The following is a 26,990-nucleotide window of genomic DNA, read 5'->3' as shown; positions in this document are numbered from 1 at the left end:
CGTTTCACCCAACATTGATTCAATCTCAAGCATGCACATGGTAGTTCTCGGCTGGTTCGGTGCATCGGTCGTCTGGTTCCTTCCGCTCTTCTGGCGCATCGTCAAACAGGTGCTGCCGGGCGGCGCAGGTGTGCGCGGCCCCGGCACGATCCGGCTCTGGATCGGCTTCGTCGCCGTTTTGCTGTCGAGCAGCACGCTCGAAGGCGCGCTCGCCAATTCGCTCGAATCGCAGGCGGATATCAATCGCGCCGGGCTCGCGCTCGCCGCGGCGTTGAGCGGGCCGGTGCATCTGGCCGGCGCGGGCGTCATCGCGGCCATCGTGCTCGCGATCTTTCTGCCCTGGCTGATCGAATTCAGCTGGCGTTCGGTGCTCGCGTGGGCCGACGAAGCATTCGGCTTCGGCCTGCCGCAAAGCTGGCTCACGGCGCGCGAGCGCGAAAGCGAGCCACGCCAAAGTTCGTCCAGCCGAGACAAGTCCGCCAGTTGGTTCGAGCGGCGCGCCCGCGCAAAGGCCGCGCGCGAATCGCAGGAGCGTTCGCATCGCGCCGAGCGTTTCGATACCCCGACGCCGCGCACGCTGCCCGACGAGCCGACGATCGGTCTGCCGACCGGCAATCGCAGCACCCGCTATCAGCGTCCCACCGCATGGCGTCCGCCCGCGACCGGCAAGAGCGCCGCGAAGCGCACCGTCGAGGCTACCGCGAGCGCCGTCGCCACCGCCGAGGCTTACGCCAAACGCCCTGCGTTCGAGGCAGCCGGCGTCGCGCCACCGGTCCCGCATACGGAGCCGGTCGCGCCGGCCGGATGGTTGAATTCGTCCGCGTCTGCCGCGAATCGTGAAGGAGGCGCGCCGTTCGCGCCGCGTCAGGCGTCGGCGTTCGAGCCTTCGGGTTCGGGCCTGCGCGCTTCTCTCGCCACCGACCCGCCGCGCGTCCAGACGCCGCCGCCCGCGCCGCGCATGGATCGCCCACGCAATCCGGCGACATCGATGCCCGCGCAACGATCGCCGGGTGCTTCGAGCACGTCCACATCCGTCGCGGCGGCGCCGGGCGTTGCGCGCCGGCCGCCTCAGCCGCAGACGCCGCAAGGCTTCAGACGTCCTGCCGCGCGTCCGGCCACGGTTGCCGCGACCCGTGAGTTCGCGCCCGCTCCACTCGCCGCGCCGGCGTTCTCGCGCCCGGCCACACCGCTCGGACCGCCTTCGCCGCCGCCCGCGCCCGACACCATTCAGGCAACGCTGCGTTCCATCGAGGAAAAGACCGCAATGTGGACGTCGCTCGCCGGCGCGAGTCTCGCGCGCGGCCATGTGGCGATGGCGCGCGCCGCACAGCCCGAGGTTCAGCCGGTCATCGACGTGCCGGAGACGGTCAAGCCCGTCGAGCACATCGTTGAGACGGCGCCGGAAGTGGCGCCGTCCGTGGAACTGCAAAAGGTCGAAGAGCGCATCGAGCCGCCGCTGATCGACGCGCACGTGATCGCGCCCGCGCTCGTCGAGCCGCCGCCGCGCTTCGACTTGCGCCTGCCCGAGCCGTCGATCCTCGATGCCGCGCCCGCTGAGCCTGTCATCGCTCCGGCCGAAGAGGAAATCGAAGAACACGCGATGCCCGAGCCAGCGCACATCGAATTGCCGTCCGAGCCGCCGATGTTTCATGCGAACGTGACAGCGACGACGCCCGAACCGCGGCCCGAACCCGAGCCGGACTTTCACGTTCCCGAGCAGACACCGCCGTGGCTCGATGCGCCCGAGGCCATCGAAAACCGGAGCGCTCCCCCTGCCCCGCCGCAATTGCGCATCGTCGATGAACCGGACATCGCGCTCGACACGCCCGAGGGAGAGGAAGAACGCCAGGCAGCGGGCGACGAATTCGCGTCGCCGTCGAACATCGTGCGCTTTCCGGGCATCGCCGCCGCGCCGGCCGTGCCGCCGTTGCCCGTCGCAGCGCCCTCGCCGAGTCAGCCGCCGGCGACGCCGCCCTCCCCGCCCGAAGCGCGCCCGCCCGTACGCGGCTGCGCGCCGACCGAATTCGAGTTCCACGCGCCGCACGCCTCGGCGGTGGAATTGCCGACGCTCGATCTGCTCGAACCCGCGTCGGGCGAAGTCGAGCCCGTGTCCGAAGAGCGCCTGAATGAAACCGGCCTGCTGATCGAACAGCGTCTTCAGGAATTCAAAGTGCCAGTGACGGTCGTCGGCGCGTCGGCGGGACCGGTCATCACGCGCTTCGAAGTCGAGCCGGCGCTCGGCGTGCGCGGCAGCCAGATCGTCGGGCTGATGAAGGATCTGTCGCGCGGCCTCGGCCTCACGTCGATCCGCGTCGTCGAAACGATTCCCGGCAAGACCTGCATGGGCCTCGAACTGCCGAATGCGAAGCGCCAGATGATCCGTCTGTCCGAGATTCTCGAAGATGACGTGTACCGCTCGTCGAAGTCGAATCTGACCATCGCGATGGGCAAGGACATCGTCGGCAATCCGGTCGTGACGGATCTCGCGAAGGCGCCGCACATGCTCGTCGCGGGCACCACGGGTTCGGGCAAGTCGGTCGCGATCAACGCGATGATCCTCTCGCTGCTCTACAAGGCGAAGCCCGAGGACGTGCGTCTCATCATGATCGACCCGAAAATGCTGGAGCTTTCCGTCTACGAAGGCATTCCGCATCTGCTCGCGCCGGTCGTCACCGACATGAAGCTCGCGTCGAACGCGCTCAACTGGTGCGTCGGCGAAATGGAGAAACGTTACCGGCTGATGTCGGCGGTCGGCGTGCGCAACCTCCAAGGCTTCAACCAGAAAATCCGCAACACCGAAGCCGCGGGCAAGAAGCTCACGAACCCGTTCTCGCTCACGCCCGACGCGCCCGAGCCGCTTTCCACGCTGCCGCTCATCGTCGTGGTCATCGACGAACTGGCCGACCTCATGATGGTCGCGGGCAAGCAGATCGAGCAATTGATCGCGCGTCTCGCGCAAAAGGCGCGCGCGGCCGGCATCCATCTGATTCTCGCGACGCAGCGGCCGTCGGTGGATGTGATCACCGGGCTCATCAAGGCGAACATTCCCACGCGCGTGGCGTTCCAGGTGTCGTCGAAGATCGATTCGCGCACGATTCTCGACCAGATGGGCGCGGAATCGCTGCTCGGCGCGGGCGACATGCTGTTCCTGCCGCCCGGCACCGGCTATCCGCAGCGCGTGCACGGCGCGTTCGTCGCGGACGACGAAGTGCATCGCGTGGTCGAGTATCTGAAGCAGTTCGGCGAGCCGGAGTACGAGGAAGGCATTCTCTCCGGACCTACGGGCGAAGGCGGCGGCACGTCGGATCTCTTCGGCGAAACGCCCGATGCCGAAGCCGATCCGCTCTACGACGAAGCCGTTGCGTTCGTCGTGCGCACGCGGCGCGCGTCGATTTCGTCGGTGCAGCGGCAGTTGCGCATCGGCTATAACCGCGCGGCGCGGCTCGTCGAGCAGATGGAAGCGGCCGGCCTCGTCTCGTCGATGGGCAGCAACGGCAACCGCGAAGTGCTGGCGCCTCCCGGCCCGGCGGACTGAGCCGCGGACCAGGCGGGCCGGGCGTCACCAGAGCCGCAGGCGGCGCAGCAGCAAAATCGTGATGGCGGCGCAGCCCGTCATCACGCCGACCACGATCCAGAACGACGCCGGATCTTTCGTGCCGGGCAAACCGGCCACGTTCATGCCGAAGATGCCGGTGACGAGCGTCGCGGGCAGCAGCAACGCGGACATGATCGCGAGCCACAGCAGCTTGCGGTTGATGTCCTCGGACAGCGCCGCGGCGATTTCATCCTGCAGCAGCTTCGCGCGTTCGTAGAGCCCTTCCAGGCCGCCGCCGAGGCCGTTCAGCACCTGTATCGCCTGCACGAGCGCTTCCATCGAACGCGGCTCGGCCCATTCGAGCTTGCGCAAGACGAGTTGCGTAAGCGCATTGCGCTCGGGGTCGATGAAGCGCCGCACTTCCACCAGACGCCGCCGCGCGTCGCCCAGCACGGAGCGGCACTTCACGTGGCCGCCTTCGAGCACGCTTTCCTCGACATCGTCGAGACAGTCGCCGATTTCGTCGATGCGATCCGCGAAGGTATCGTTCAACGCGCGGATGAGGCCCGCAAAGAGATCGACGGTATCGCGGAATATCGCGCCTTCGAGCACCGCGTGACGCAGCCGGTCGGTCGATTCCAGCGGCCGCGCGCGCACCGTGACCATGCGATGCCGGTCGACGTAAAAGCGCAGCGCGCCGGTCGCGCGGTTCGCCTCGCGCGCGCCGGGCGCGGCGGAATCGGGCGTCTTCGCGACGAGTTCCAGATCCGCGACCACGCCATACATGAAGTTCGTGCCGATATGCACGCGCGGACGCTTGTCCTCGCCGTTCAGGAACTCGCGCGCGATATCCGGCATCGACGTGACGCCTTCGAGCCAGCCTTCCACGGTGTCGTCGTTCGCGGACAGATGCAGCCACGTCGGGCCGTCGCCCGCGACGGCTTCGCGCGCTTCGTCCCAGGTCAGCCGCAGCGCCTCGCCGCCAGCGAAGCTGAATGCGCTGATGAATCCCGGCGGCGCCGGCTCGTTGCGCTTCGACGGGCGTTCGCGGTTATCGAATGTGTGAGTCGTTTCCAATCTTGCTTTCCCTGCTATTGCCTTTCGATTTCCTCAGTACACCTTTCATTTCGATGCGAAACAAAGGCGCGTCAAAAGCGGCATCGTACTAGAACTCATAGCGGCTCCAGAAGAACGCGACATCGCCGTCGTTGAGACCCGGGATGCGCGGGATGATCGTCGCCATGATCGATGCGCGCCCGTAGCGTATCGAGCCGATTGGCAGCGCGAGCGGCAACGGCAGGTAATGCGCGATGTCGCTGCGCGCCGTGAAGCCGACGAAATATCCGCCGCCCGCCTGCAAGCCGCCGAGCACGGGCTTCGTGTACCACTGGCGCGCATAACCGCCGATCGGCTCGAAGTTGTGATGCGAATCCGAAAACGCGAAGGCGAACAGGATGTCGTCGTTGCCGTTCGCATCGGTCCAGTGCTTGCCCGCGCCGCCGCCCCACGACCACGGATTCAGCTCGCTGCGATCGTTGAAGCCGTCGATATGCCAGCCGTAGCCGGTCACGTAGAGGTCCCACGTGCCGTCGTGCGCGACGCGCATCACACGCTGGCACGCCGACGACATCCAGTCGCGCTTGTAATCGCATTCCTTGTCATCGGCGTGGGCCGCGAGCGACGCGCACAGCATCGAGATTGCGACCGCCCTGACCAGTGTTGTTCGCATCGCCGTGCGTTCGATCGTTCCGATCAATGCGTCACGATGGCGACACGAACTTGAAATCCACCGGTGAGCCGATCGACAGCCGTTTCGGGTCCGACGCCAGCTCGCCCGTTTGCGGATCGCGGCGGAAGAAATATGCGCTGTCGCTCTCCTGATTGCCGACGATGAGCCAGCGGCCGGTCGGATCGATCGCGAATTCGCGCGGCGTCTTGCCGAGCGTCGGATATCGCTTGACGAGCTTCAGATGGCCGTTCGCCGGATCGATCGAAAACTGCACGAGCTCGTTCGCATCGCCGCGATTGGTGGCGTAAAGAAAGCGCCCGTCCGGCGACAGATGGATCGCGCCGCCGCCGATCTTGCCGCGAAAGCCCGGCGCGATCAGCGATGCGGTCTGGACTTGCGTGAGGTTGCCGTCGCGGTAATCGAACACGAGCACCGATGCGTTCAGTTCGGTCGTCAGATAAGCGTGCTTGCCGCTCGAATCGAAGACCAGATGGCGCGGGCCGGAGCCTGCCTTGATCGACGTGTAGCGCGCCTCGGTCGGACCGAAGAGGCCACGGCTCGACGCGGACGGATCGGGCGTGTAGCGATACGCGAACACCTTGTCGACGCCGAGATCCTGCGCGAAGAGATATTTGCCGTCGGGCGAAAAGACGGTCGAATGGACATGCGAGTTGTCCTGCCGTCCCTTCACCGGGCCGCCGCCTTCGTGATGCACGGTCAGCACTGAATTGCCGACGTGACCATCCGATGCAAGCGGAAAGACCGCGAAGCTGCCGCCCGGATTGGAGGCGACGGAGTAGTTGGCGGTCAGCAGATATTTGCCGTCGGGCGAGAGGGCGAGATAGCACGGATCGTTGCCGTCCGACGATACGCGATTGAGAAAGCTCAACTGGCCGCTCGCGCGATCGAAGCGAAAGGCGCTCACGCCGCCTCGCTGCGTCGGCGGGCCGTTGTCGCCGGGCAATTCGTTCACGGCATACACGTAATTCCGGTCGCGGCTCACGACGAGATACGACGGATTGACCGTCTGCGCCGACGCAATGCGCGACAGCTCGCCGCTGCCCGTATCGAAGCGATAGACATAGATGCCTTCGCTCTTACCGCCGCCCGTATAGGTGCCGATGAGCAGATCGTAGACTTCGCCGCTGGCCGCGCTGCGCGTGGCCGCATCGCTCGCGGCGGCGGGCATGGCAGGGCTGGACGCCGTTTGCGCGAACGCCTGCGCCGCCGCCATCGACAGCATCAGCGCGACACCTTTGGCCCACGTGATGCGCCGGACGTGCGCCGGGCGCGCGTCTTGCAACATGCGCATGAGCGGATGCGCGCCGCAGGGATGGCTCGGGTGCATGTAACCTCCTCTTCGTCTTCGATGCTTTTATCGGGGGCGACGCGCGGATCCGCCAACATCGCAAGGCCCAGAGACGTGCAGGAGCAAATTCCGCTCCAAATGGAGTAGACCGTGCTGACGCGCCGTGCGGCTCGCAGCCAAGATACACCACGCACGACAAGGCCAACCGACACAATTCGAACCAACAACAGGAGTTGCCGCGATGACTATTCACCTGAGCCTTGGCCCGCTGGTTTCGCTGATCGCCGGGATCCTCATTCTGATCATGCCGCGTCTGCTGAACTTCATCGTCGCGATCTATCTGATCGTGATCGGGCTGATCGGTCTGTTCGGCATGGGATCGGCCCATTTCTGACGGGCGCGCGACTTTCGATGTGACGCCGATTCACGCCGGCGGTTCCGCGCGGGCATGCGGATGGGCGAACGCACGCGCGCGGGGCGTCCCGCGCGCGTGCGCAAAGTGTCACGAAAGGAGGACACGCGGACGTGCCGCGTCGGACTGCGCCGCGTTGTCAGCCGTTCGCGAGCTGATCGAGCCGCAGGCGTCCCTGCAACGACAACGCGCCAACCGACACCCCGGCGACGCCGAAGCTATAGCGGTTGAAACAGCCGCGTTCGGTGAGAAAGGCGGCGGCGGTTTCCATCGCGTTGCGCGACAGGCCAAGGCGTTTGTGATCGAGCGCGAGGAGCACTTCGGCGTCCGACACGCGGCTCGCGGCGGAAAGAATGGCGATGCAGTCAGCTTTCGACGGATAGAGCATGGGGTTCCGTTCCTCGAAAACGCTACGTTGAAGGCCGGCAAGTACGTCGCGCGAAGCGTGTGCATGACCCGCGCGGAGAACGACCGGGAACACACTGAAAGACAAATGAAAGGTCACAAAGTTCAGCGCTGGCAGGAAGAAGAACGGCGGCGCCGAAGCCTTTCACGAAACTTCATTCTAAACATCAGTCGAATGATCTTTCAACCGTGCGAACGACGCTTGATGAGTGCTTTTCGGCCAGCGCGTCCCGAAACCGCGATGACCCACGGCCCGGTTTTCTGCTTTCGGCGAACGATTGCGGCAGAATGCGGCCAGAAAGCATGCGTAGCGCTCTTCGCTGCCAGCGCCGGCCTTGCCGCGCTTCGCTCGGGACGCGCGCGCACGTCCCGACTCTTTTGCTCAACCCGCAGCGCGTTTCGATCCGGCCCGCGCCGCCAGCAGGAAGATGTTCGCTTATGCCAGCACTGATCGAAGACTATGCGATGGTCGGCGACGGCCACACAGCCGCCCTCATTTCCCGCGACGGCTCCGTCGACTGGCTCTGTTGGCCACGTTTCGACTCCGGCGCGTGCTTTGCCGCGCTGCTCGGCACGCCCGAGCACGGCCGATGGCTCATCGCGCCCGCGATGCCCGACGGCGAGCGCCCCGTCATCACGCGCCGTTATCGCGAGGACACGCTCGTCCTCGAAACCGACTTCGAGACGCCGCAAGGCGCCGTGACGATCGTCGATTTCATGCCTTTGCGCAACGGCCATTCGGAGCTCGTGCGCATCGTGATCGGCCGTCGCGGCACGGTGCGCATGAAAATGGAACTGGTGCTGCGCTTCGACTACGGCTCGGCCGTGCCGTGGGTGAGCCGCCTGCCCGACGACAGCGGCATCCGCGCGATCGCCGGACCGGATCTCGCGGTGTTGCGCACGCCGGTCGATCTCGTCGGTGAAAACATGCACACGACCGCCTGCTTCGATGTGAAAGCGGGCGAGCGCGTGCCCTTCTCGCTGTGCTATTCGCAGTCGCATCTGCGGCTGCCGCACGCGTCCGACCCGCATACGCAGCTCGCGCGCACCGAAAATCACTGGCGCGAATGGTCCGGGCAAAGCGAGATCAACGGCCGATGGGCGAGCGCGATCCGCCGCTCGCTCATCACGCTCAAGGCGCTCGCCTACGAGCCGACGGGCGGCATCGTCGCTGCGCCGACGACCTCGCTGCCGGAGCAGCTCGGCGGCACGCGCAACTGGGACTATCGATACTGCTGGCTGCGCGACGCGACCATTACCCTGCTCGCGATGATGCGCGGCGGCTACTACGACGAAGCCCGTGCATGGCGCGCGTGGCTGGGCCGCGTGATGGCGGGATCGCCGGCGCAGATCCAGATCATGTACGGCATCGCCGGCGAGCGCCGCCTGCCCGAATGGGAAATTCCGTGGCTGCCGGGCTACGAAGGCGCGGCGCCGGTGCGTATCGGCAATGGCGCGGTCGATCAGTTGCAGCTCGATGTCTACGGCGAAGTGATGAACGCGCTGCACCTCGCGCGCATCGGGGGCCTGCAAAGCGATGAAACCGCGTGGTCCATCCAGTGCGCCATGCTGCAACACCTCGACACAATCTGGGAGCAACCCGACGAAGGCATCTGGGAAGTGCGCGGCGGCAAGCAGCACTTTACGTTCTCGAAGGTGATGGCGTGGGTCGCGTACGACCGCGCGATCAAATCGGCGGAGAAGTTCGAGCTGCCCGGCCCGATCGACCATTGGCGCGACATGCGCGCGCGCATCCGCGCCGAGGTGCTGAAGAAGAGCTGGAACGCGAAGCTGAACTCGTTCACGCAGGCATACGGCAGCGACGCGCTCGATGCGAGCCTGCTGCTCATCCCCTTGCTCGGATTTTTGCCGCCAAAAGATCCGCGTGTGACCGGAACCGTACATGCGATCGAGACCACTTTGACGCACGATGGGCTGGTCAAGCGTTATCACACCGCCGAGGTCTCGGACGGACTGCCGCCCGGAGAAGGCACGTTTCTGGCTTGTAGCTTCTGGCTGGTGGACAACCTGGCGTTGCAGGGCCGTATCGATGAAGCGCACCAGATGTTCGAGCGCCTCGTCGGTCTCGCGAACGATGTCGGATTGCTGGCCGAGGAGTACGACACGGTGGCGAAGCGCATGGTCGGGAATTTTCCGCAGGCTTTCACCCACGTGGCGTTGGTGCACACCGGAATGAACCTCATGCGTCACGAGGAAGGGATGGCGAAGGCGACCGGCCAGCCATCCGGCTCCGAAAATCACGCCGAAGCGGACGCCCAGGCCGAGATCGATGCTGCGGAAGGAAAATCTTAAATCTCTGTTTTGTTTGGCGAAATCGAGCGTTTAACGGTAATATTGGTGCAATGCACAAAACGTAAGATCGAAGGACGTGTCGTTCAATGTGTTGTTTCTAAGCAGGCAATTTCGACCGGTCAGTTGAATTGAATGTTTAATGCGCGGAAAATCTTGCATCGACTCAAGCTTGCACGCGCACGAGTCGATATCGCGCAGGTGGCAACACGCAAAGGCACGCAGGCAACATCGCACGAAAGACAGTGCCCCGGCAGCATGGCGTCAGCCCGCCGCGTTGCCGGGGATCATCGAATGCCGTTGAAACGCTTCGCCGGAAAGATTGCCGGGATCAACGGGCGTACCGGTTTCCACCGGAGTTACTGGGGCAACCATGCTCTATCAAATTCACGAATTCCAGCGAGCCATGCTGTCTCCCCTCACAGCATGGGCCCAGGCAGCATCGAAATCTTTCGTCAACCCGGCCAGTCCGCTCGCCTATGTTCCCGGTTCGAGCCGTCTCGCCGCGGGCTACGAGTTGCTCTACCGGCTCGGCAAGGACTATGAAAAACCCGAGTTCGACCTGCATCAGATCGTCAAGGACGGGCATAACATTCCGATCGTCGAGCAGACGGTGGTCGAGAAGCCGTTCTGCCGCCTGCTGCGCTTCAAGCGCTTCGCGGACGACAGCGCCACCGTCACCAAGCTGAAGAACGAGCCGATCGTGCTCGTGTGCGCACCGCTCTCGGGCCACCATTCCACGCTGCTTCGCGACACGGTGAAAACGCTGCTGCAAGATCACAAGGTGTACATCACCGACTGGATCGACGCGCGCATGGTCCCGACCGAGAACGGTCCGTTTCATCTGGACGACTACGTCGAGTACATCCAGGAGTTCATCCGTCATATCGGCGCGAAGGATCTGCACGTGATCTCGGTATGTCAGCCGACCGTGCCGGTGCTCGCGGCCATCTCGCTGATGGCGAGCCGCGGCGAAGACACCCCGCGCACCATGACGATGATGGGCGGCCCGATCGACGCGCGCCGCAGCCCCACGTCCGTCAATTCGCTCGCGAACGAGCACTCGTACGAGTGGTTCGAGAACAACGTCATCTACACGGTGCCGGCGAACTATCCGGGCGTCGGCCGCAAGGTTTATCCGGGCTTCCTGCAGCACGCGGGCTTCGTCGCGATGAATCCTGAGCGCCACCTCACGGCCCATTGGGACTTCTATCAAAACCTGCTGCGCGGCGACGATGAAGACGCCGAGCAACATCGCCGTTTCTACGACGAATACAACGCCGTGCTCGACATGGCCGCCGAGTATTACCTCGAAACGATCCGCATCGTGTTCCAGGAATTCCGGCTCGCCGAGGGCACGTGGGAAGTGAACGACGAGCTTGTGCGTCCGCAGGACATCAAGCACACTGCCCTCTTCACGATCGAAGGCGAACTCGACGACATCTCCGGCAGCGGCCAGACGCGCGCGGCACACGATCTGTGCACCGGCATTCCGGCGAAGCACAAGCGGCACTTCACGGCGGAGAAGGCCGGCCACTACGGCATCTTCTCGGGCCGCCGCTGGCGCACCATGGTGTATCCGCAATTGCGCGAGTTCATTCTCGAGCACGACAAGACGCCGAAGACCGAAGCGGTGCCCGCGTAAGCACGAACGCGGCGGGACCGATTCCATCGTTGCAAATAAAAACGTCGCGCCTTTCACGAGGCGCGACGTTTTTTCTTCAGACCGTGCCGGTTCAGCGGCGCGTCAGGAACGCCAGCAGCAATTCGGTATTCATCCGCACGATCTGGTCGCGCTGCGTCTGCTCGCTGAAATCGAGGCCGAACGTCGCCTCCAGCGTGAAGCGATTCGAAACGATGTAATAGCCGAGCCCCGACAGGATGATGTAGAACTTGAGCGGATCGACGTCGGTGCGAAACAAACCTGCCTTTTGGCCGCGATCGAGAATGGCCGTGAGCGTCGTGACGATCGGCGAAATGAGCTCGCGTATTCGATTCGATCCTTTGATATATCTCGCCTCATGCAGATTTTCGTTATTGATGAGGCGCAACAACTCCGGATGATCCCGGTAATAATCCCAGACGAAATGCGCGAGACGCGTCATCGCCTCGATGGGCGCAATGCCGTCGAGTTCGAGCGTGCGTTCGGCTTCGACGAGCGCGGACAGCGCATGTTCGAGCACGGCGGTGAATAACTGCTCCTTGCTACCGAAGTAGTAATAAAGCATGCGTTCATTGGTCTCCGCCCGGCGCGCTATCTGATCGACGCGGGCGCCGAACAGGCCGCCGGCCGCGAACTCTTCTGCGGCGGCAAGCAAAATACGGCGCCGGGTGCCTTCAGGATCTCTTTTGATTTTCGGCTGATTCATGGTGGCATGACTCGGGAGCCGCGTTGCCGGATTAGCGTCACGCGGCCCGCATTGGGGTACATGACGTGAACGGGCGCTGCCCAGGGTTAATGGGAAACACCGTCCTGCGGTCAAACGGAAAGCGCTTTGATTATGCGCACATCGAAGGACATTGGCAATTAGGATTGAAAGCCATTCGGCACGACTGTTGACGACATCGGCGATAATGTTGGGCAAAGCCGAGCGCGCGCCTGAAAAACGGGACGCGCGCCGAACAGGCAGCGTGCCCGTCGTCGTGGACGCCGAAGCGTTTTCATCGCATTCGAAGCGTGCCGCGCGATCACCGCCACGCGCTGCGCCCATGCTGCGCCCGTCCCCAAGGCATCATCGCAATTCCTCGTGACCGCAACCTTTTCCAAGACGCTCGCCGAGCGCATCGAAGACCTGCTGCCGCAGACGCAATGCACCAAGTGCGGCTATCCCGCGTGCCGGCCTTACGCTGAAGCCATCGCCGCGGGCGAGGCGAACTACAACCAGTGCCCGCCCGGCGGCGCCGAAGGCATCGCGCGTCTGGCGGCGCTGCTCGGCAAGCCCGATATTCCGCTCGATACGACGCACGGCGTGGAGCGCGCACGGCCGGTCGCGGTGATCGACGAGAACGTGTGCATCGGCTGTACGCTGTGCATGCAGGCGTGTCCGGTCGATGCGATCGTCGGTGCGGCCAAGCAGATGCATACGGTCATCGCCGGGCTGTGCACGGGCTGCGATCTGTGCGTGCCGCCCTGCCCGGTCGATTGCATCGCGATGGTGCCCGTCACCGGCGAGCGCACCGGCTGGGATGCGTGGAGCCAGCAGGAAGCCGATGCCGCGCGCGCACGGCACGACCGGCGCGGCGCCCGTCTCGAGCGCGAGCGCGCGGAGGCCGAAGCGCGGGCGAACGCGCGTCAGGCGGCGCGCGCGGCGCAAGCCGAACAGCCCGTGCGCGAGACGCCGCAGGCGCAAGCCGCCACGCCAACACCAACCGACGACGCAGAAGCGAAGAAACGCGCGATCATCCAGGCCGCGCTGGAGCGCGCGCGCAAGAAAAAAGAAGAGATGGCGCAGCTCGGCTCGGGTCCGAAAAATACCGATCACGTGAGCGCAGCCGTGCAGGCCCAGATCGACGAAGCGGAAGCGCGCCGCCGCCGTCTCGGTCTGACGGACGACGCGAACGCGTCCCATCCCGACAAAGGCGACGAACCATGAACGCCACGAAGCGCCGCGCCATCTACGAGACCTTGCAGAGCCTGAATCCGCATCCGGTGACGGAGCTCGAATACACCACACCGTTCGAACTGCTGATCGCCGTGATGCTCTCCGCGCAGGCCACCGATGTTTCCGTCAACAAGGCGATGCGCAAGATGTTTCCCGTCGCCAATACGCCGGCCGCGGTGCTCGCGCTCGGCGAGGAAGGCGTGTCGGAGTACATCCGGACGATCGGGCTGTATCGCACGAAGGCAAAGAACGTGATCGCGACGTGCCGCATGCTCGTCGACGAGCACGGCGGCGAGGTGCCGGACAATCGCGAGGCGCTCGAAGCACTGCCGGGCGTGGGCCGCAAAACGGCGAACGTCGTGCTGAACACGGCGTTCGGGCAACCGGCGATCGCCGTCGACACGCACATCTTCCGCGTCGCCAATCGCACCGGGCTCGCGCCGGGCAAGGACGTGCGCGCCGTCGAAGCCGCGCTCGAGAAATTCACGCCGAAGGAGTTCCTGCTCGACGCACATCACTGGCTGATCCTGCACGGACGCTACGTCTGCAAGGCGCGCGTGCCCGAATGCTGGCATTGCGCGATCGAGCCGCTGTGCGAATATCGGCCGAAGACGCCTGCGCCGGTCGAATGAGCCCGGTCCGGGCAGAACCAGTGCGTCGCGGTCTACAATAGCGGATTCGGAAACCCGCAATCGAATCAATACCTTATGTTCAATCCCAGCCGCGACGAAGTTCGCCAGTTCTTTACCGATACCTGGCGCAAGGAGCGCGCCGGCGAAATTCTCACGCCGCTCGAAAGCATGGCGGCGGATTGGATCGGCGAGCATCCCGAATATCACGACGCGCTCGTGAACCCGGAATCGCGCGAAGCCGATTACTCGCCCGACCGCGGCCAGACCAATCCGTTTCTGCACCTGTCGATGCATCTCGCGATCAGCGAGCAGCTTTCGATCGATCAGCCGCCGGGCATTCGCCGCGCGCACGACAAACTCGTCGCCCGCCTCGGCTCGCCGCACGACGCGCAGCACGCCATCATGGATTGCCTCGGACAGATCATCTGGGAAGCGCAGCGCTCAGGCACGCCGCCGGACACCGACGCCTACCTCGCGCTGATCGAGCGCCGTGCTTCGCGCGACTAAGCATCGAAACCGGACGCCGTAAAGCAAAACACCCCGCTCTCGAGCGGGGTGTTTCGTTCGGCCGCGGATCGACTGAAAATCGCGCGCTTACTTCTTCAGCACGAGGCTGCCGTCGAGCGATTCGATGTACGCCGCGAGATCCTTCAGATCGCTCTGCGACAGGCTCTGCACCTGCGCCGCCATGATGGCGTTGTTGCGGCCGAAGTTCGGATTGTTGCCGCCGATCTGATACTGGCGCAGCGCCCAGTAGATATACGTCGCGTGCTGACCCGCGAGACGCGGATACTCGCCGCTCACCGGCTTGTTGAGGCCGGGGCCGTGACAGGCCGCGCAGTTGTGGCTGTCGGAAAGCGCCTTGCCGTTGCTGACGTCGGCTGCGTGCGCGCTGCCGAACGCCGTCATGCCGATAAGCGCCGCTGCCGCGCATGCTGCCTTGAAGCTTGAGTGAAGTGCCTTGGACGGCTTCATGAATTCTCCTTCCCGTTGTCGCTTTGTGTTCACGCGCGGATCACTTGTCGGGATTGTTCTTCGATTGGGGAGTCTGCGCGGCGTAGTACGCGGCGATATCGGCGATATCCTGATCCGACAGCGTCGTCGCGATGGCGCGCATCGTGTCGAAATGACGGTCGCCCTTCTTGTAGGCGTGCAGCGCATTGGCGATGTACTGGGCGTTCTGGCCGCCCAGCATCGGCACTTCGTACACCTCGGGGTACGCGGTGCGATAGCCGGGGATGCCGTGACAGCCGATGCACATCGCGACCTTGCCCTCTGCGGCCTTCGCGTTGCCGACGACGTCGGCCGACGCCTCACTCGCGAAGCCGGCGAGACCGGACAGCGCTGCAATCACGGCACATTTGCCGACGAAATTGTTCATAGCTCTTCTAACCTGGCTTGAGGGGAAATCCGGCGCTCACAAGGCCGCGGCCCGCGCCGAGCGCAATACAACCTTCTCGGGACTGTTTGCTGCTGCAGGGTCTGTCGCCGCGCAGGCCAAAAAAATCGCGCTAATTGTACCGCGCGACCTACCCTCCGTCCACACGCGAACCGCGCGGAAGCCCTGCTGACAAGGGGAATCGGCTGAAAAGCAGGCGTTTGACCTGCGACAATTCGTCCCTGTACAGCCGATGAACCCGCTTGCGCGCACGCTCCACCCGCGTTCGGGCAGGCGACGGCAAGCCGCCGGTAAAGCGGCTCAAACGATACCCGGCGCGCCTCAATGCGGAAAGGTCTTCTGACTTATACTGGGATTTTTTTGCCAACCGGATCTTCGTCATGCGTTTCGAAGGCTCATCGCAATACGTCGCAACCGACGATCTCAAGCTCGCGGTGAACGCCGCGATGACGCTGCAACGGCCCCTGCTCATCAAGGGCGAACCGGGCACCGGCAAGACCATGCTCGCGGAGGAAGTCGCGGGCGCGCTCGGCATGCCGCTTTTGCAATGGCACATCAAGTCGACGACCAAAGCCCAGCAAGGGCTCTACGAGTACGACGCCGTCTCGCGCCTGCGCGACTCGCAGCTCGGCGACGAGCGCGTGAAGGACATCCGCAATTACATCGTGAAGGGCGTGCTGTGGCAGGCGTTCGAGTCGGACGAGCAGAGCGTGCTGCTCATCGACGAGATCGACAAGGCCGACATCGAATTTCCGAACGATCTGTTGCGCGAACTCGACCGCATGGAGTTCTACGTCTACGAGACGCGCGAACTGGTGAAGGCGAAGCATCGGCCGCTCGTCATCATCACGTCGAACAACGAGAAGGAGCTGCCCGACGCGTTTTTGCGCCGCTGCTTCTTTCACTACATCAAGTTCCCGGATGCGGAGACGATGAAAGCCATCGTCGAGGTGCATTTCCCGAACATCAAGCAGGATCTGCTCGCGGCGGCGATGCAGAGCTTCTTCGAGTTGCGCAACGTGTCGGGACTGAAGAAGAAACCGTCGACGTCCGAACTGCTCGACTGGCTCAAGCTGCTGCTCGCCGAAGACATTCCGCCCGAAGCGCTGCGCTCGTCCGATCAGAAGCAGATCGTGCCGCCGCTGCACGGCGCGCTGCTCAAGAACGAACAGGACGTCGCGCTGTTCGAGCGGCTGCTCTTCATGAACCGCAATCATCGCTAAGAAGACGACATGAGCCGCTGGATCGAACCCGTCACGCTGCAAGGCGAGCACGTGAAGCTCGTGCCGCTCGCGCTTGAGCACGAACAGGCCCTCACGGCCGCCGCGCGCGACGGCGAATTGTGGAAGCTCTGGTACACCTTCGTGCCCTCGCCCGACAAGACGCGCGCGTATATCGACACCGCGCTCGACATGCGCGAGCGCCTCGGCGCGCATCCGTTCGCCGTGATCGATGCGAAGAGCGGCGATATCGTCGGCTCAACGCGCTACTTCGCCGTGGACGAAGCGAACCGGCGGCTGGAGATCGGCCATACGTGGTACGCCAAACGCGTGCAGAAGACGGCGCTCAACACCGAGGCCAAGCTGCTGCTGCTCGCGCACGCGTTCGACACGCTCGGTGCGATCGCCGTGGAGTTCCGCACGCATTTCATGAACCACGCGTCGCGCACGGCGATCGCGCGGCTCGGCGCGAAACAGGACGGCATCCTGCGCAATCATCAGGTCGGCAAGGACGGCGTGTTGCGCGACACGGTCGTGTTTTCGATCATCCAGTCGGAATGGCCGGCGGTGCGCGCCAATCTGAACTACCGGCTCGACCGCTAAAGTCACGATGGAGAGCGCGCCATGCTGATCGACTTCTTCTATTCGCTGCGCGACGCGAAGCTGCCCGTCTCGGTGAAGGAATATCTGACCTTGCTCGAAGGGCTGAAGGCGCAGGTCATTTCGCCGTCGCTCGACGAGTTCTACTTCCTCGCCCGCATGACGCTCGTCAAGGACGAGAAGTATTTCGACAAGTTCGATCGCGCGTTCGGCGCGTATTTCCACGGCCTGACGCAGCTTCCCGACGAAGCCTTCGACATTCCGCTCGACTGGCTCAAAAAGCGGCTCGATCGCGAATTCACGGCGGAGGAAAAGAAGCGCATCGAGGCGCTCGGCGGCCTCGACAAGCTGATGGAACGCCTCAAGGAGCTGATGGACGAGCAGAAGGAGCGTCACGAAGGCGGCAACAAGTGGATCGGCACGGGCGGCACGTCGCCGTTCGGGCACGGCGGCTACAACCCGGAAGGCATCCGCATCGGCGGGGAATCGTCGGGGAATCGCACGGCGGTGAAAGTGTGGGACGAGCGCGCCTACAAGGACTACGACGATCAGGTCGAAATCGGCACGCGCGACATCAAGGTCGCGTTGCGGCGCTTGCGGCGTTTCGCGCGCGAAGGCGCGAATCAGGAACTCGATCTGCCCGACACGATCCGCAGCACCGCCGCCAATGCGGGCTGGCTCGATCTGAAGATGGTCCCCGAGCGCCACAACAACGTGAAAGTGCTGATGCTGCTCGACGTCGGCGGCTCGATGGACGATCACATCAAGCGCGTCGAAGAGCTGTTCTCGGCGGCGAAGGCCGAGTTCAAACATCTGGAGTTCTACTACTTCCACAACTGCGTGTACGACCATCTGTGGAAGAACAATCGCCGCCGTCACACCGAACGCACGCCGACCTTCGACGTGCTGCACAAGTTCACGCCGGACTACAAGCTGATCTTCGTCGGCGACGCCACCATGAGCCCGTACGAAGTGCTGCAGCCGGGCGGCTCCGTCGAATACAACAACGCCGAAGCGGGCGCGGTGTGGCTGCGGCGTCTGGCGGATCAGTTTCCGCATCACGCGTGGCTCAATCCCGAGCCCGAGCGGCTATGGGAATATCGCCAGTCGATCTCCGCGATCCGCAACGTGCTCGGCAATCGCATGTATCCGCTCACGATGGCCGGTCTCGAAACCGCGATGCGCGCCTTATCGAAGTAACCCGAACTCAGAACTACACGCATGAAAGCCACTTCTCCGGCGCCGGTCGCGCTGCGCCCTTTCTTTGACTCGTCGATATCGACCATCGTCGCCGGCTTCGTCGCGATGATGACCGGCTACACCAGTTCGCTCGTGCTGATGTTCCAGGCCGGCCATGCCGCGCATCTGTCCGACGCGCAGATTTCCTCGTGGATCTGGGCGCTCTCGATGGGAATGGCCGTCTGCACGATCGGTCTGTCGCTGCGCTATCGCGCGCCGATCGTCGTCGCGTGGTCGACGCCGGGCGCGGCACTCCTCGTCTCGTCGCTGCCGAACGTCGCCTACGCCGATGCGATCGGTGCGTTCATCGTCTGCGCGGTGCTCCTGACCGCGGTCGGCCTCACCGGCTGGTTCGACACGCTGATGAAGCGCATTCCGTCGGGGATCGCCGCCGCGCTGCTCGCGGGCATCCTGTTCGAGATCGGCATCGAGATTTTTCGCGCAGCGGAGCATCGGACGGCGCTCGTCATCGTGATGTTCTTCACGTATCTCGCCGGGAAGCGCTTCGTGCCGCGCTACGCGATTCCGGCGACGCTCGTCGCGGGAATCGCCGTCGCGGGCGGGCTCGGGCTGCTCGATTTCACGCGCTTTCATGTGGCGCTCGCGCATCCGGTCTTCACGATGCCCGCGTTCTCCGTCGCCTCGGCGATCAGCATCGGCATTCCGCTGTTCGTCGTCGCGATGGCGTCGCAAAACGTGCCCGGCATCGCGGTGCTGCGCGCCGACGGCTACACGACGCCCTCCGCCCCGCTCATCTCGACGACCGGCATCGCCTCGCTCGTGCTCGCGCCGTTCGGCTCGCACGGCGTGAATCTCGCCGCTATCACCGCCGCGATCTGCACCGGACGCGAGGCGCACGAGAATCGCGACCGGCGCTACACGGCGGCCGTCTGGTGCGGCGTGTTCTATCTGATCGCGGGCACGTTCGGCGCGACCATCGCGGCGCTGTTCGCGGCGTTTCCGAAAGAACTTGTGGTATCGGTGGCGGCGCTCGCGCTCTTCGGCTCGATCATGAGCGGCCTCGCCAACGCGATGCAGGACGCACGCCAGCGCGAGCCGGCGCTCGTCACGTTCATGGTGACGGCGTCGGGGCTTACATTGCTGTCGATCGGCTCCGCGTTCTGGGGATTGATCGCGGGCGTCGCGACCCATTTCGTGCTCAACGCCCGCCGCGCCTGACGCAGCCTACAATGGCGGAATCGGCCCCGATTTCGGCCGATGTTTCCGCAACAGGTTTTGGCACTTCCATCATGGCTTTGATCGACAAACTGCTGGCGCGCTCCGCACCGCCCGGCGCCACCCAGGAACGCAAGACGATCGTGCGCGTGCTGCTCGACGACGCAGGGACCGTCCAGGACGTCGTCCTGAAGATGAGCTGCGGCGATCCCGCGAAAGACGCCCACGCGCTCGACGAAGTCCGCAAGATGCGCTTCGCGCGCGGCCAGCTCGGTTCGGGCACGGTGCGGCGCTGGCACGAACTGGCGTACGCGGTGGACTGAAGCGCGATCGAACGCGCGGGACGGCGTCCGGTCCAAATCCGGCACGCCGCATGCGGACGTGCAGGGTATCAGCGCGTTCGCCGCGCTCGGGACTAGAATGGGAAAATGATATTCAGGGGCGCGCCGCGCGAACGAAGTCGCCGCGCGGCGTCGCAATCATGGGCAATCCGCGGGTTGGTTACCGCAATTTGACAAGGCGCACCGCGTCTGAGACTCGACATGACATCCGCTCTCGACCAGCTCAAGCAATACACGACCGTCGTCGCCGACACGGGCGACTTCCAGCAATTCATCGCGTTCAAGCCTCAGGACGCCACGACCAATCCGTCGCTGATCCTGAAGGCCGTCCAGAAGGACGACTACAAGCCGCTGCTCGAAAAGACCGTCAAGGAGCACGCGAAGAAGCCGATGCCGCAGATCATCGACAATCTGCTCGTGGCGTTCGGCACCGAAATTCTCAAGATCATTCCGGGCCGCGTGTCGACCGAAGTCGACGCACGTCTGTCCTTCGACACGAAAGCGTCCATCGACAAGGCGCACGACATCATCAAGCTGTACGAGAACGCGGGCATCAGCCGCGATCGCGTGCTCATCAAGCTGGCGTCGACGTGGGAAGGCATCCGCGCCGCCGAAGTGCTGCAGAAGGAAGGCATCCACTGCAACATGACGCTGCTCTTCTCGCTCGCGCAGGCCGTCGCGTGCGCCGAAGCCGGCGCGCAGCTGATCTCGCCCTTCGTCGGCCGCATCTACGACTGGTACAAAAAGTCCGCCGGCGCGGAATGGGACGAAGTCAAGAACGGCGGCGCGAACGATCCGGGCGTGCAGTCGGTGCGCCGCATCTACGCGTACTACAAGAAGTTCGGCTACAAGACCGAGGTCATGGGCGCGAGCTTCCGCACGGTGAGCCAGATCACCGAACTCGCGGGCTGCGATCTGCTCACGATCAGCCCGGATCTGCTGAAGAAACTCGCCGACAGCAACGACACGGTCGAGCGCAAGCTCTCGCCGGAGAACGTGAAGAACGAGAACGTGGAGAAAATCGCTGTCGACGAACCGACTTTCCGCTTCCTCGTCAACGACGACGCCATGGCGACGGAAAAGCTGGCCGAAGGCATCCGCGCATTCGCCGCCGATGCGATCAAGCTGGAAAAACTGATCACCGCGCTGCAGTAACGCGCGCTGAAAGCCGAAAACGGAACCGCACATCGCACCTGGAAATGAGTGCGATGTGCGGTTTTTTCCATTTCGCTGCGCCTTGACGTAATTTGACCTTTTCCGAGTCAACGTGGGACTTCGCTGGAATAGACTTCCGAGCTTTGGCGGCATGTCCGCTTCATCTGCACGGAGTCATTTCGGTCATGCAACTGGATACCTACCTCTTCTACAACGGCGATTGCGCCGCCGCCCTCGAACTCTATCAGGCAGCGTTCGGCGCGCAGATCGCCGCGCTGGTGCGCTTTCGCGATGCGCCGGACGGCGGCAACGCCCCGGCTGACTGGGCCGACAAGATCATGCACGCGGTGTTCGTCGGCGGCGGCAATGCGATCATGGTGTCCGATGGCCGTTACGGTCAGCCGCGCAAGGAATATTCGGGCTTCACGCTGTCGATCACCACGAACGACGCGCAATCCGGCGAGCGCGTTTTCAATATGCTCGCCGAAGGCGGCAACGTACTCACGCCGTGGCAATCCACGTTCTGGACGCAAGGTTTCGGCATGCTGACGGACCGCTTCGGCGTGCCCTGGCTCATCAACGTCGTGCACGAAAGCGAAGCGCAGCCTGCCTGAACTTCAATCGCATCACGGATTGAGCGGCCGCGCGCCTTCGATGTTCCACTGCCGCTCGATCTCCGACAGACGCAGCCGCAAGCGATCCACCTGCTCGACGAAGCGCATCGCGAGCCAGTGCATGCCCTGCGTCGCCGCGTTGGCGTCGTCGGGCGGGCACGGTTGCGGCACGCCCACGGCAGCCGTCGCGCGATACAGCAAGCCGACGCGCCCGAAGCGCAGCGCGCGCGCCATCTGCAGCAACTGCTGGCGCACCGCGTACTCGCCCGGCGAACACGCGATCGCGAAACGGCTGGGCGTCGCGCTCGCGACTTCCGGCATCGACGTCACCAGCATTTCCAGCGCGGCCAGTATCGAACGATGCAGGCGCTGGACCTCTTCCAGCCGCGCCATCGGCACATCGGTTTCCTTCGCCACCGACTCCATCAGCCCGCGCGCCTGCACGAGCCGCTGACTCATCGCGTACATGCGCCGCGCGATGTCTTCCGCGATGAGCGGCGTGCCGTCGAGCAAGGCGCCGTAAATCCGCGCGCATTCGCGCAGATTGTCCGCGAGCCGGTAGCGCCACGAGTACGTTGCGTATTGCGGCAGCACGAACGAGAACGCGAGCGCGATCACCACGCCGATCATCACGTTGGCCGTGCGCCACAAACCCGTGGACAGCGGCAGATCGCCGTGTCCGGAGACGATGACCATCGTGATGGCCGTGAGCAGCGCGACATAGCCCGGCTTGCCGATGGCGTAATACGCGCAGCCGCCCGCGATCAGGCACATCAGCAGGAAAAAGACCATTTGCGAGCCGGTCAGCGTTTCCGCAAGGATCAACACGAGTCCGAAGCTCGCGCCGAGCATCGTGCCGATGGCGCGTTCGGTCGCTTTCTTGCGGATATTGCCGTAGTGCTGCAATCCGCCGACCACGACGAGCACCGACACCGTCGCCCAGATGCCGTGCGGCATGTCGATGCCCGTGGTGACGGCGATCGACATCGCCACGGCAAGGCCGACGCGCACGCCGTGGATCAGGTTCGCGTGCCGGTAGCGGAAATACGGCGACGCGATCCAGTGAAAGAGTCGCGCAAGACGGCCGCGCCTGAGTGACGGCGATGTCGGAGAAAGCATGGTTCGCTCACGTCGATGAACACACACGCCTGTGACACGAAAGCTCCCGGAAAAACGAAACGCCCGCAACAGCCAGGAGCCGTTACGGGCGTTTTACCAGCTTTTCGCGCGTCGCGCCGGACGCACGCGCGATCGCGCGGAATCAGCCTTCCACGATATCCAGATAGTCTTCCGGACGCGTGCGGTCGTCCGAGCGCTTGAGGCCCAGCACGCGCACGAGCAGGCTCACGACGACCGATACGATCAGGTTCGCGATCAGCGCCCACACCGCCGCGTAGCCCGGCACGATGTAGCCGAACAGATGCAGCGGATAGATCGAGCCCTTCAGTTGCAGCGACACCGCCATCCACGTGCCGACGCCGATGCCCACCGCCCAGCCGATCAAAAGGCCGCGATGATCGAGCACGCGCGTATAGAGGCCGAGCACGAGCGCGGGCAGCGTCTGGATGATCCAGATGCCGCCGAGCAGTTGCAACTGGATCGCATACGTGAGCGGCAGCGCGAGAATGAACACGACCGCGCCCACCTTCACGATCAGCGACACGAGCTTGGCGACGTTGGTTTCCTGCTCCGGCGTCATCGACGTGTTGACGAACTCGCGATGCACGTTGCGCGTGTAGAGGTTCGCCGCCGCGATCGACATGATCGCCGCCGGCACCAGCGCGCCGATGCCGATCGCCGCGAACGCCACGCCCACGAACCACGACGGGAAGTAGTGCAGGAACAGCGCCGGCACGGCGAAGTTCGCGCCGTAGGCCTTGAAGTACGACGCGAATTCCGGCATGTCCTTCACGCCCGAGGCGAGCGCCATATAGCCGAGCAGCGCGAGCAGGCCGAGCACGAGCGAGTACGCCGGCAGGAGCGCCATGTTGCGGCGGATCGTGTTGCCCGAATTCGACGACAGGATCGCCGTCACCGAGTGCGGGTACAGGAAGAGCGCGAGCGCCGAGCCGACCGCGAGCGTCGCGTAGGCGCTGTAGCCGTTCAGGCTCGCGGCGTCCGGCGCTTTGAGCAGCAGCTTTGCGGGCGGCACGGTGCCGAAGATATGGCCGAAGCCGCCGAGCTGCGCCGGAATCACGATCATCGCGGCGATGATCGTGATGTAGATCAGCACGTCCTTCACCACGGCGATCATCGCCGGCGCGCGCAGGCCCGACGTGTACGTGTACGCGGCGAGAATCGCGAACGCGATGATGAGCGGCAGATCGCCGACGAAGCCTTGCGTCGAGAAACCGAGCGCGCCGATCACCACTTCGATGCCGACCAGTTGCAGCGCGATGTACGGCATCGTCGCGACGATACCCGTCAGCGCGACCGCGAGCGCGAGCATGCGGCTGTTGTAGCGCGCATGCACGAAGTCGGCGGCGGTCACATAGCCGTGACGCTTCGCGATGCTCCAGAGCTTCGGAAACACGACGAACGCGAACGGATAGATGAGGATGGTGTACGGCAGCGCGAAGAAGCCTGTCGCGCCCGCGCCGAACACGAGCGCCGGCACGGCGACGAACGTGTACGCGGTATAGAGATCGCCGCCGAGCAGGAACCACGTGACAATGGTGCCGAAGCGGCGCCCGCCGAGACCCCATTCGTCGAGCTGGGCGAGATCGCCTTTACGCCAGTGCGCGGCGATAAAGCCGAGAATCGTGACGCCGACGAAAAAGAGGACGAAGACGAAAGTTGCAGTGGTGTTCATCATCGCGTGCCTCCGTTCTTTCGTCCCGAGGGCAGCGCCTTCGTCTTCTTATAGACGACGGCGGTGATGACCGCGCTGATCAGCACCCACAGAAGCTGATACCAGTAGAAGTATGGAAAGCCCCACAGAACGGGCTCGATCTTGTTGTAAAACGGCACCCATACCACACCGATCCACGGAAGGATCAGAAGCCATAGCCAATGCTTGTTGCGCGGTTGTCCGGTGCCGGTCGTAGCTTCGTGAGCCATGAACGGTCTCCTCTTGTTTTTTCGTTATTGCGAGCCCGGCGGGATGCCGGTCGTCGGGTAGACATGCCGCTGAAAGCGCCCCGAAATAACAGAGGGAGTATATGGACCGATAAATACCGCTCAAATCAGGGAGAATCCCGACTATTCAGATTCTGCTGATTTCTTTGCCTGCTTTTGCGCGAGCCGCGAAAGGGCCAGAACGCGCGCGTTCCGGCCCGAACGAGCCCGCTCAGATCGAGAACGAACCGCTCGTCGCGACGCCCGCGCTTTCGGCGAGACCCTTCACCCACTTGCGCGCGGGCAGGCCGAGTTGCGCTTCGATCAGCTTCGCGCGCGTCTCCAGCGCCGCGAACGGCACGTCGAGCGCGGGACCGGCGAAGGCGATCGCGACGCGATTGCCGTCGTGCACTTCGGGCAGCGCGATCACACGATGATCGAACGCTTCGTTCAGATGCCGCATGTTGCGCACGAAGCTCGGATGATCGCCGAACAAGTTGATCGTGACGACGCCCGCCTGCGGCGTCAGACACGCGCGGCACGCCCGATAGAACGACACGCTGTCGAGCACGGGACCGCGCGCGGTGGCGTCGTAGAGATCGATCTGCAATGCGCCGATCGTGCCGTGATTCGCGCGATCGTTGACGAACTCCCACGCGTCGCGCTCGGTGACGGTGAGGCGCGCGTCGTCGTAGGGCAGCTCGAACATCGCACGCGCGGCGATCACGACGGCCGGATTCAGCTCGACCGCCTCCACGTTCGCGCGCTTCAGAAAGCGATAACAGAACTTCGTGAGCGCCGCCGCGCCGAGGCCGAGCTGCACGATGCGCTCGGGCGTTTCGACGAAGAGCAGCCACGCCATCATCTGCTGCGCATATTCGAGCTCGATGTGATCGGGCTTTTTCAGCCGCATCGCGCCCTGCACCCATTCGGTGCCGAAATGCAGGAAGCGCACGCCGCCCTCTTCCGAGAACGTCACGGGCGCGAAACGCGGCTTGCGCGGCGCCTCGATGCGCGGGGCGTTCGCGAGGTCGTCGCGATCGTCGTCGCGGCGCTCGCGCTTCGATTTGGCGTGGTCTTTTTTGCGGCCGAACGCGCGGGCTTCGGCCGATGCGCGCTTGATGAGATTCGTCATTGTGTGGTGAGGATGTCGCGCCAGATGCGCAATTTTTGATCGAACGAGAGGATAGCATTGGCCGCGCTCGACGACGGCAGCACGAGCGTCGCGTAGCCCGCCGCGGCGAGGACGGGCGCGAACTTGCCCGAGGTCTTGCCGTTGAAGCAGAGTGTGCGCAGCTTTGGAAAGCGCGTGTGGAGCACGGCGAAATCGTTGGGCGATGCGTTGCGGATCGCCGCATCGAGGCTGCCTTCGCGCTCGCAAGCGGCGAGGACGTCCCACAAGCCGATGCCGTGCGCCACCAGCCGCGCGAGACGGTCGCCGTAGGCGAGCGTGTGGAGATCCTCGCCGATCGCCGCGCCGACGAGCCGCCAGAACTGGTTGCGCGGATGCGCGTAGTACTGCGTCGCCGCGAGCGATGCGACGCCCGGAAAGCTGCCGAGGATGAGCGTGTGCGTCGCGTCATCGCCGACCGGATCGAACCCGGCGAGCTTCATTTCGCCTCGCCGTGCGCGACGCGCTTCGCATGCGAGCTGAGGTGATCGTACGAGCGCACATGTTCCCGATGATGCTTTCTGCCCGCCGATACGGCCAGTCGCGTCCAGAGCGTATCGAGCATGCATTCGGTGACCATCAGCGGCGCGCCGTGACGCGCGAATACGGAACGGCGCGCGACGAGCGCGTGTAGCGGCTCGGCCGTTTGCATCGATGCCAGCCGATGCAGCGGATGCCGCGCGGTGATTCGCCGGCTGGCGAGCACTGAACGCGACACGCTGCTGTCGCTATAAAGCAGTTCGGCGAGCGGACGCGTGCGCAGGCGGCGCATCGACTGCCATACGCCGGTGCTGTGCGCGAGCGGCACGATGCTGTGCGCGACGACGAACGGCACGCCATCCACTTTCAGCGCGACTTCGCGCGCCCAGACCGGCGTGCGCGGCGTGATGCCGAGCGCATTCGATTCATCGCGCCAGGGCATGTCGACGGCTTCGCGCGTCACGTCGACCGTCACGGCGCCGAGCGTGCGCAGATGCGCGGTCAGCGAGCCGCCGCGTGTGAGCCAGTCCTTTTGTGCGTCGGTGAGCGAGGGAAGCGGAACGACGCGCCAGCGGGCGTCGATGGGATCGTTGGGCGTGAGCAT

The 26,990-nt window shown here is 64.3% G+C and carries 27 protein-coding genes; 14 read left to right on the top strand and 13 right to left on the bottom strand.

All coding sequences use genetic code 11. From position 1 onward, the window contains the following. Window positions 1-37: 37 nt before the first annotated feature. Window positions 38-3,535 (top strand): DNA translocase FtsK, encoded by a 3,498-nt coding sequence (locus AWB76_RS43230; RefSeq protein ID WP_082864337.1) that lies wholly within the window; start codon window positions 38-40, stop codon window positions 3,533-3,535. A 24-nt stretch (window positions 3,536-3,559) separates the two neighbouring features. Here AWB76_RS43230 and AWB76_RS01700 read toward each other — a convergent pair whose 3' ends face one another. From AWB76_RS01700 to AWB76_RS01690, 3 genes are all read right to left on the bottom strand, one after another. After that, on the bottom strand, window positions 3,560-4,612 hold the full coding sequence (locus tag AWB76_RS01700; protein WP_063936294.1) for a transporter: 1,053 nt from the start codon (window positions 4,610-4,612) through the stop codon (window positions 3,560-3,562). Window positions 4,613-4,700: 88 nt separating this feature from the next. Next, window positions 4,701-5,264, bottom strand: coding sequence for an antimicrobial peptide resistance and lipid A acylation PagP (locus AWB76_RS01695; protein ID WP_061158549.1), 564 nt, complete (start codon window positions 5,262-5,264; stop codon window positions 4,701-4,703). 31 nt (window positions 5,265-5,295) lie between these two features. After that, complete coding sequence (locus AWB76_RS01690) at window positions 5,296-6,612, bottom strand: lactonase family protein (protein ID WP_061158376.1); 1,317 nt, start codon at window positions 6,610-6,612, stop codon at window positions 5,296-5,298. 202 nt (window positions 6,613-6,814) lie between these two features. Between AWB76_RS01690 and AWB76_RS38835 the strand changes: the two genes are divergently transcribed. Further along, a complete protein-coding gene (locus AWB76_RS38835; RefSeq protein WP_074168899.1) occupies window positions 6,815-6,967 on the top strand; it encodes a DUF3096 domain-containing protein in 153 nt (50 codons plus the stop codon). A gap of 157 nt (window positions 6,968-7,124) precedes the next feature. On the opposite strand, the gene AWB76_RS01685 is transcribed toward AWB76_RS38835, so the two are convergent. Next, complete coding sequence (locus tag AWB76_RS01685) at window positions 7,125-7,373, bottom strand: hypothetical protein (protein ID WP_061158375.1); 249 nt, start codon at window positions 7,371-7,373, stop codon at window positions 7,125-7,127. A 455-nt stretch (window positions 7,374-7,828) separates the two neighbouring features. On the opposite strand from AWB76_RS01685, the gene AWB76_RS01680 reads away from it, so the two are divergent. Then, complete coding sequence (locus tag AWB76_RS01680) at window positions 7,829-9,703, top strand: glycoside hydrolase family 15 protein (RefSeq protein WP_061158374.1); 1,875 nt, start codon at window positions 7,829-7,831, stop codon at window positions 9,701-9,703. A 370-nt stretch (window positions 9,704-10,073) separates the two neighbouring features. Next, window positions 10,074-11,345, top strand: a complete 1,272-nt coding sequence (locus AWB76_RS01675; protein ID WP_061158373.1) for a polyhydroxyalkanoate depolymerase — start codon at window positions 10,074-10,076, stop codon at window positions 11,343-11,345. Between the two features lie 91 nt (window positions 11,346-11,436). On the opposite strand, the gene AWB76_RS01670 is transcribed toward AWB76_RS01675, so the two are convergent. After that, the gene (locus AWB76_RS01670; RefSeq protein WP_061158372.1) at window positions 11,437-12,069 is read right to left on the bottom strand and encodes a TetR/AcrR family transcriptional regulator; all 633 of its coding nucleotides are present in this window, start codon (window positions 12,067-12,069) and stop codon (window positions 11,437-11,439) included. 378 nt (window positions 12,070-12,447) lie between these two features. Here AWB76_RS01670 and rsxB point away from each other — a divergent pair, with 378 nt between their 5' ends. The 3 genes from rsxB (at window position 12,448) to AWB76_RS01655 (ending at window position 14,441) form a co-directional block, all read left to right on the top strand. Next, window positions 12,448-13,293, top strand: coding sequence for an electron transport complex subunit RsxB (gene rsxB / locus AWB76_RS01665; protein WP_061158371.1), 846 nt, complete (start codon window positions 12,448-12,450; stop codon window positions 13,291-13,293). Next, window positions 13,290-13,934: an endonuclease III gene (gene nth, locus AWB76_RS01660; protein WP_061158370.1), complete on the top strand. Its 645-nt coding sequence runs from the start codon at window positions 13,290-13,292 to the stop codon at window positions 13,932-13,934. The genes rsxB and nth overlap by 4 nt, the downstream gene beginning before the upstream one ends. A 75-nt stretch (window positions 13,935-14,009) precedes the next feature. Then, window positions 14,010-14,441: a DUF1841 family protein gene (locus tag AWB76_RS01655; RefSeq protein ID WP_061158369.1), complete on the top strand. Its 432-nt coding sequence runs from the start codon at window positions 14,010-14,012 to the stop codon at window positions 14,439-14,441. A gap of 87 nt (window positions 14,442-14,528) precedes the next feature. Here the strand turns inward: AWB76_RS01655 and AWB76_RS01650 are convergent, their stop codons facing one another. Together AWB76_RS01650 and AWB76_RS01645 are read right to left on the bottom strand one after the other, a co-directional pair. After that, window positions 14,529-14,909: a c-type cytochrome gene (locus AWB76_RS01650; RefSeq protein ID WP_061158548.1), complete on the bottom strand. Its 381-nt coding sequence runs from the start codon at window positions 14,907-14,909 to the stop codon at window positions 14,529-14,531. A gap of 40 nt (window positions 14,910-14,949) precedes the next feature. Continuing rightward, window positions 14,950-15,315 carry a c-type cytochrome gene (locus AWB76_RS01645; protein WP_008350687.1) on the bottom strand — a complete coding sequence of 122 codons (366 nt, stop codon included), beginning with the start codon at window positions 15,313-15,315 and terminating at the stop codon, window positions 14,950-14,952. A gap of 398 nt (window positions 15,316-15,713) precedes the next feature. On the opposite strand from AWB76_RS01645, the gene AWB76_RS01640 reads away from it, so the two are divergent. The 7 genes from AWB76_RS01640 (at window position 15,714) to AWB76_RS01610 (ending at window position 21,678) form a co-directional block, all read left to right on the top strand. Further along, window positions 15,714-16,556, top strand: a complete 843-nt coding sequence (locus tag AWB76_RS01640; protein ID WP_061158368.1) for an AAA family ATPase — start codon at window positions 15,714-15,716, stop codon at window positions 16,554-16,556. Window positions 16,557-16,565: 9 nt separating this feature from the next. Continuing rightward, window positions 16,566-17,156 (top strand): GNAT family N-acetyltransferase, encoded by a 591-nt coding sequence (locus AWB76_RS01635; RefSeq protein ID WP_061158367.1) that lies wholly within the window; start codon window positions 16,566-16,568, stop codon window positions 17,154-17,156. 21 nt (window positions 17,157-17,177) lie between these two features. Beyond that, a complete protein-coding gene (locus tag AWB76_RS01630; protein ID WP_061158366.1) occupies window positions 17,178-18,353 on the top strand; it encodes a vWA domain-containing protein in 1,176 nt (391 codons plus the stop codon). A 21-nt stretch (window positions 18,354-18,374) separates the two neighbouring features. Beyond that, window positions 18,375-19,571, top strand: coding sequence for a benzoate/H(+) symporter BenE family transporter (locus AWB76_RS01625; RefSeq protein ID WP_061158365.1), 1,197 nt, complete (start codon window positions 18,375-18,377; stop codon window positions 19,569-19,571). A gap of 11 nt (window positions 19,572-19,582) precedes the next feature. Then, a complete protein-coding gene (locus AWB76_RS01620) occupies window positions 19,583-19,891 on the top strand; it encodes an energy transducer TonB (RefSeq protein WP_244173192.1) in 309 nt (102 codons plus the stop codon). Window positions 19,892-20,110: 219 nt separating this feature from the next. After that, entirely contained in the window at window positions 20,111-21,064 is a 954-nt protein-coding gene (tal, locus tag AWB76_RS01615) for a transaldolase (RefSeq protein ID WP_061158364.1), read from the top strand. A gap of 185 nt (window positions 21,065-21,249) precedes the next feature. Beyond that, on the top strand, window positions 21,250-21,678 hold the full coding sequence (locus AWB76_RS01610) for a VOC family protein (protein ID WP_061158546.1): 429 nt from the start codon (window positions 21,250-21,252) through the stop codon (window positions 21,676-21,678). Window positions 21,679-21,690: 12 nt separating this feature from the next. Here AWB76_RS01610 and AWB76_RS01605 read toward each other — a convergent pair whose 3' ends face one another. The 6 genes from AWB76_RS01605 to AWB76_RS01580 form a co-directional block, all read right to left on the bottom strand. Beyond that, complete coding sequence (locus AWB76_RS01605; protein WP_061158363.1) at window positions 21,691-22,797, bottom strand: FUSC family protein; 1,107 nt, start codon at window positions 22,795-22,797, stop codon at window positions 21,691-21,693. Between the two features lie 142 nt (window positions 22,798-22,939). Next, window positions 22,940-24,490, bottom strand: coding sequence for a monocarboxylate uptake permease MctP (gene mctP, locus AWB76_RS01600; protein WP_061158545.1), 1,551 nt, complete (start codon window positions 24,488-24,490; stop codon window positions 22,940-22,942). Next, the gene (locus tag AWB76_RS01595) at window positions 24,490-24,738 is read right to left on the bottom strand and encodes a DUF3311 domain-containing protein (protein ID WP_061158362.1); all 249 of its coding nucleotides are present in this window, start codon (window positions 24,736-24,738) and stop codon (window positions 24,490-24,492) included. Before AWB76_RS01595 ends, mctP begins: the two co-directional genes overlap by 1 nt. Window positions 24,739-24,967: 229 nt before the next feature. Beyond that, window positions 24,968-25,870 carry a class I SAM-dependent methyltransferase gene (locus tag AWB76_RS01590; RefSeq protein ID WP_061158361.1) on the bottom strand — a complete coding sequence of 301 codons (903 nt, stop codon included), beginning with the start codon at window positions 25,868-25,870 and terminating at the stop codon, window positions 24,968-24,970. Beyond that, a complete protein-coding gene (locus AWB76_RS01585) occupies window positions 25,867-26,349 on the bottom strand; it encodes a DNA-deoxyinosine glycosylase (RefSeq protein ID WP_061158360.1) in 483 nt (160 codons plus the stop codon). Before AWB76_RS01585 ends, AWB76_RS01590 begins: the two co-directional genes overlap by 4 nt. Then, entirely contained in the window at window positions 26,346-26,990 is a 645-nt protein-coding gene (locus tag AWB76_RS01580; protein ID WP_061158359.1) for a chorismate--pyruvate lyase family protein, read from the bottom strand. The genes AWB76_RS01585 and AWB76_RS01580 overlap by 4 nt, the downstream gene beginning before the upstream one ends.

Origin of the sequence: Caballeronia temeraria (assembly GCF_001544795.2) — a bacterium.
GTDB lineage: Bacteria > Pseudomonadota > Gammaproteobacteria > Burkholderiales > Burkholderiaceae > Caballeronia > Caballeronia temeraria.
This window is presented reverse-complemented; position numbering and strand designations above follow the sequence as displayed.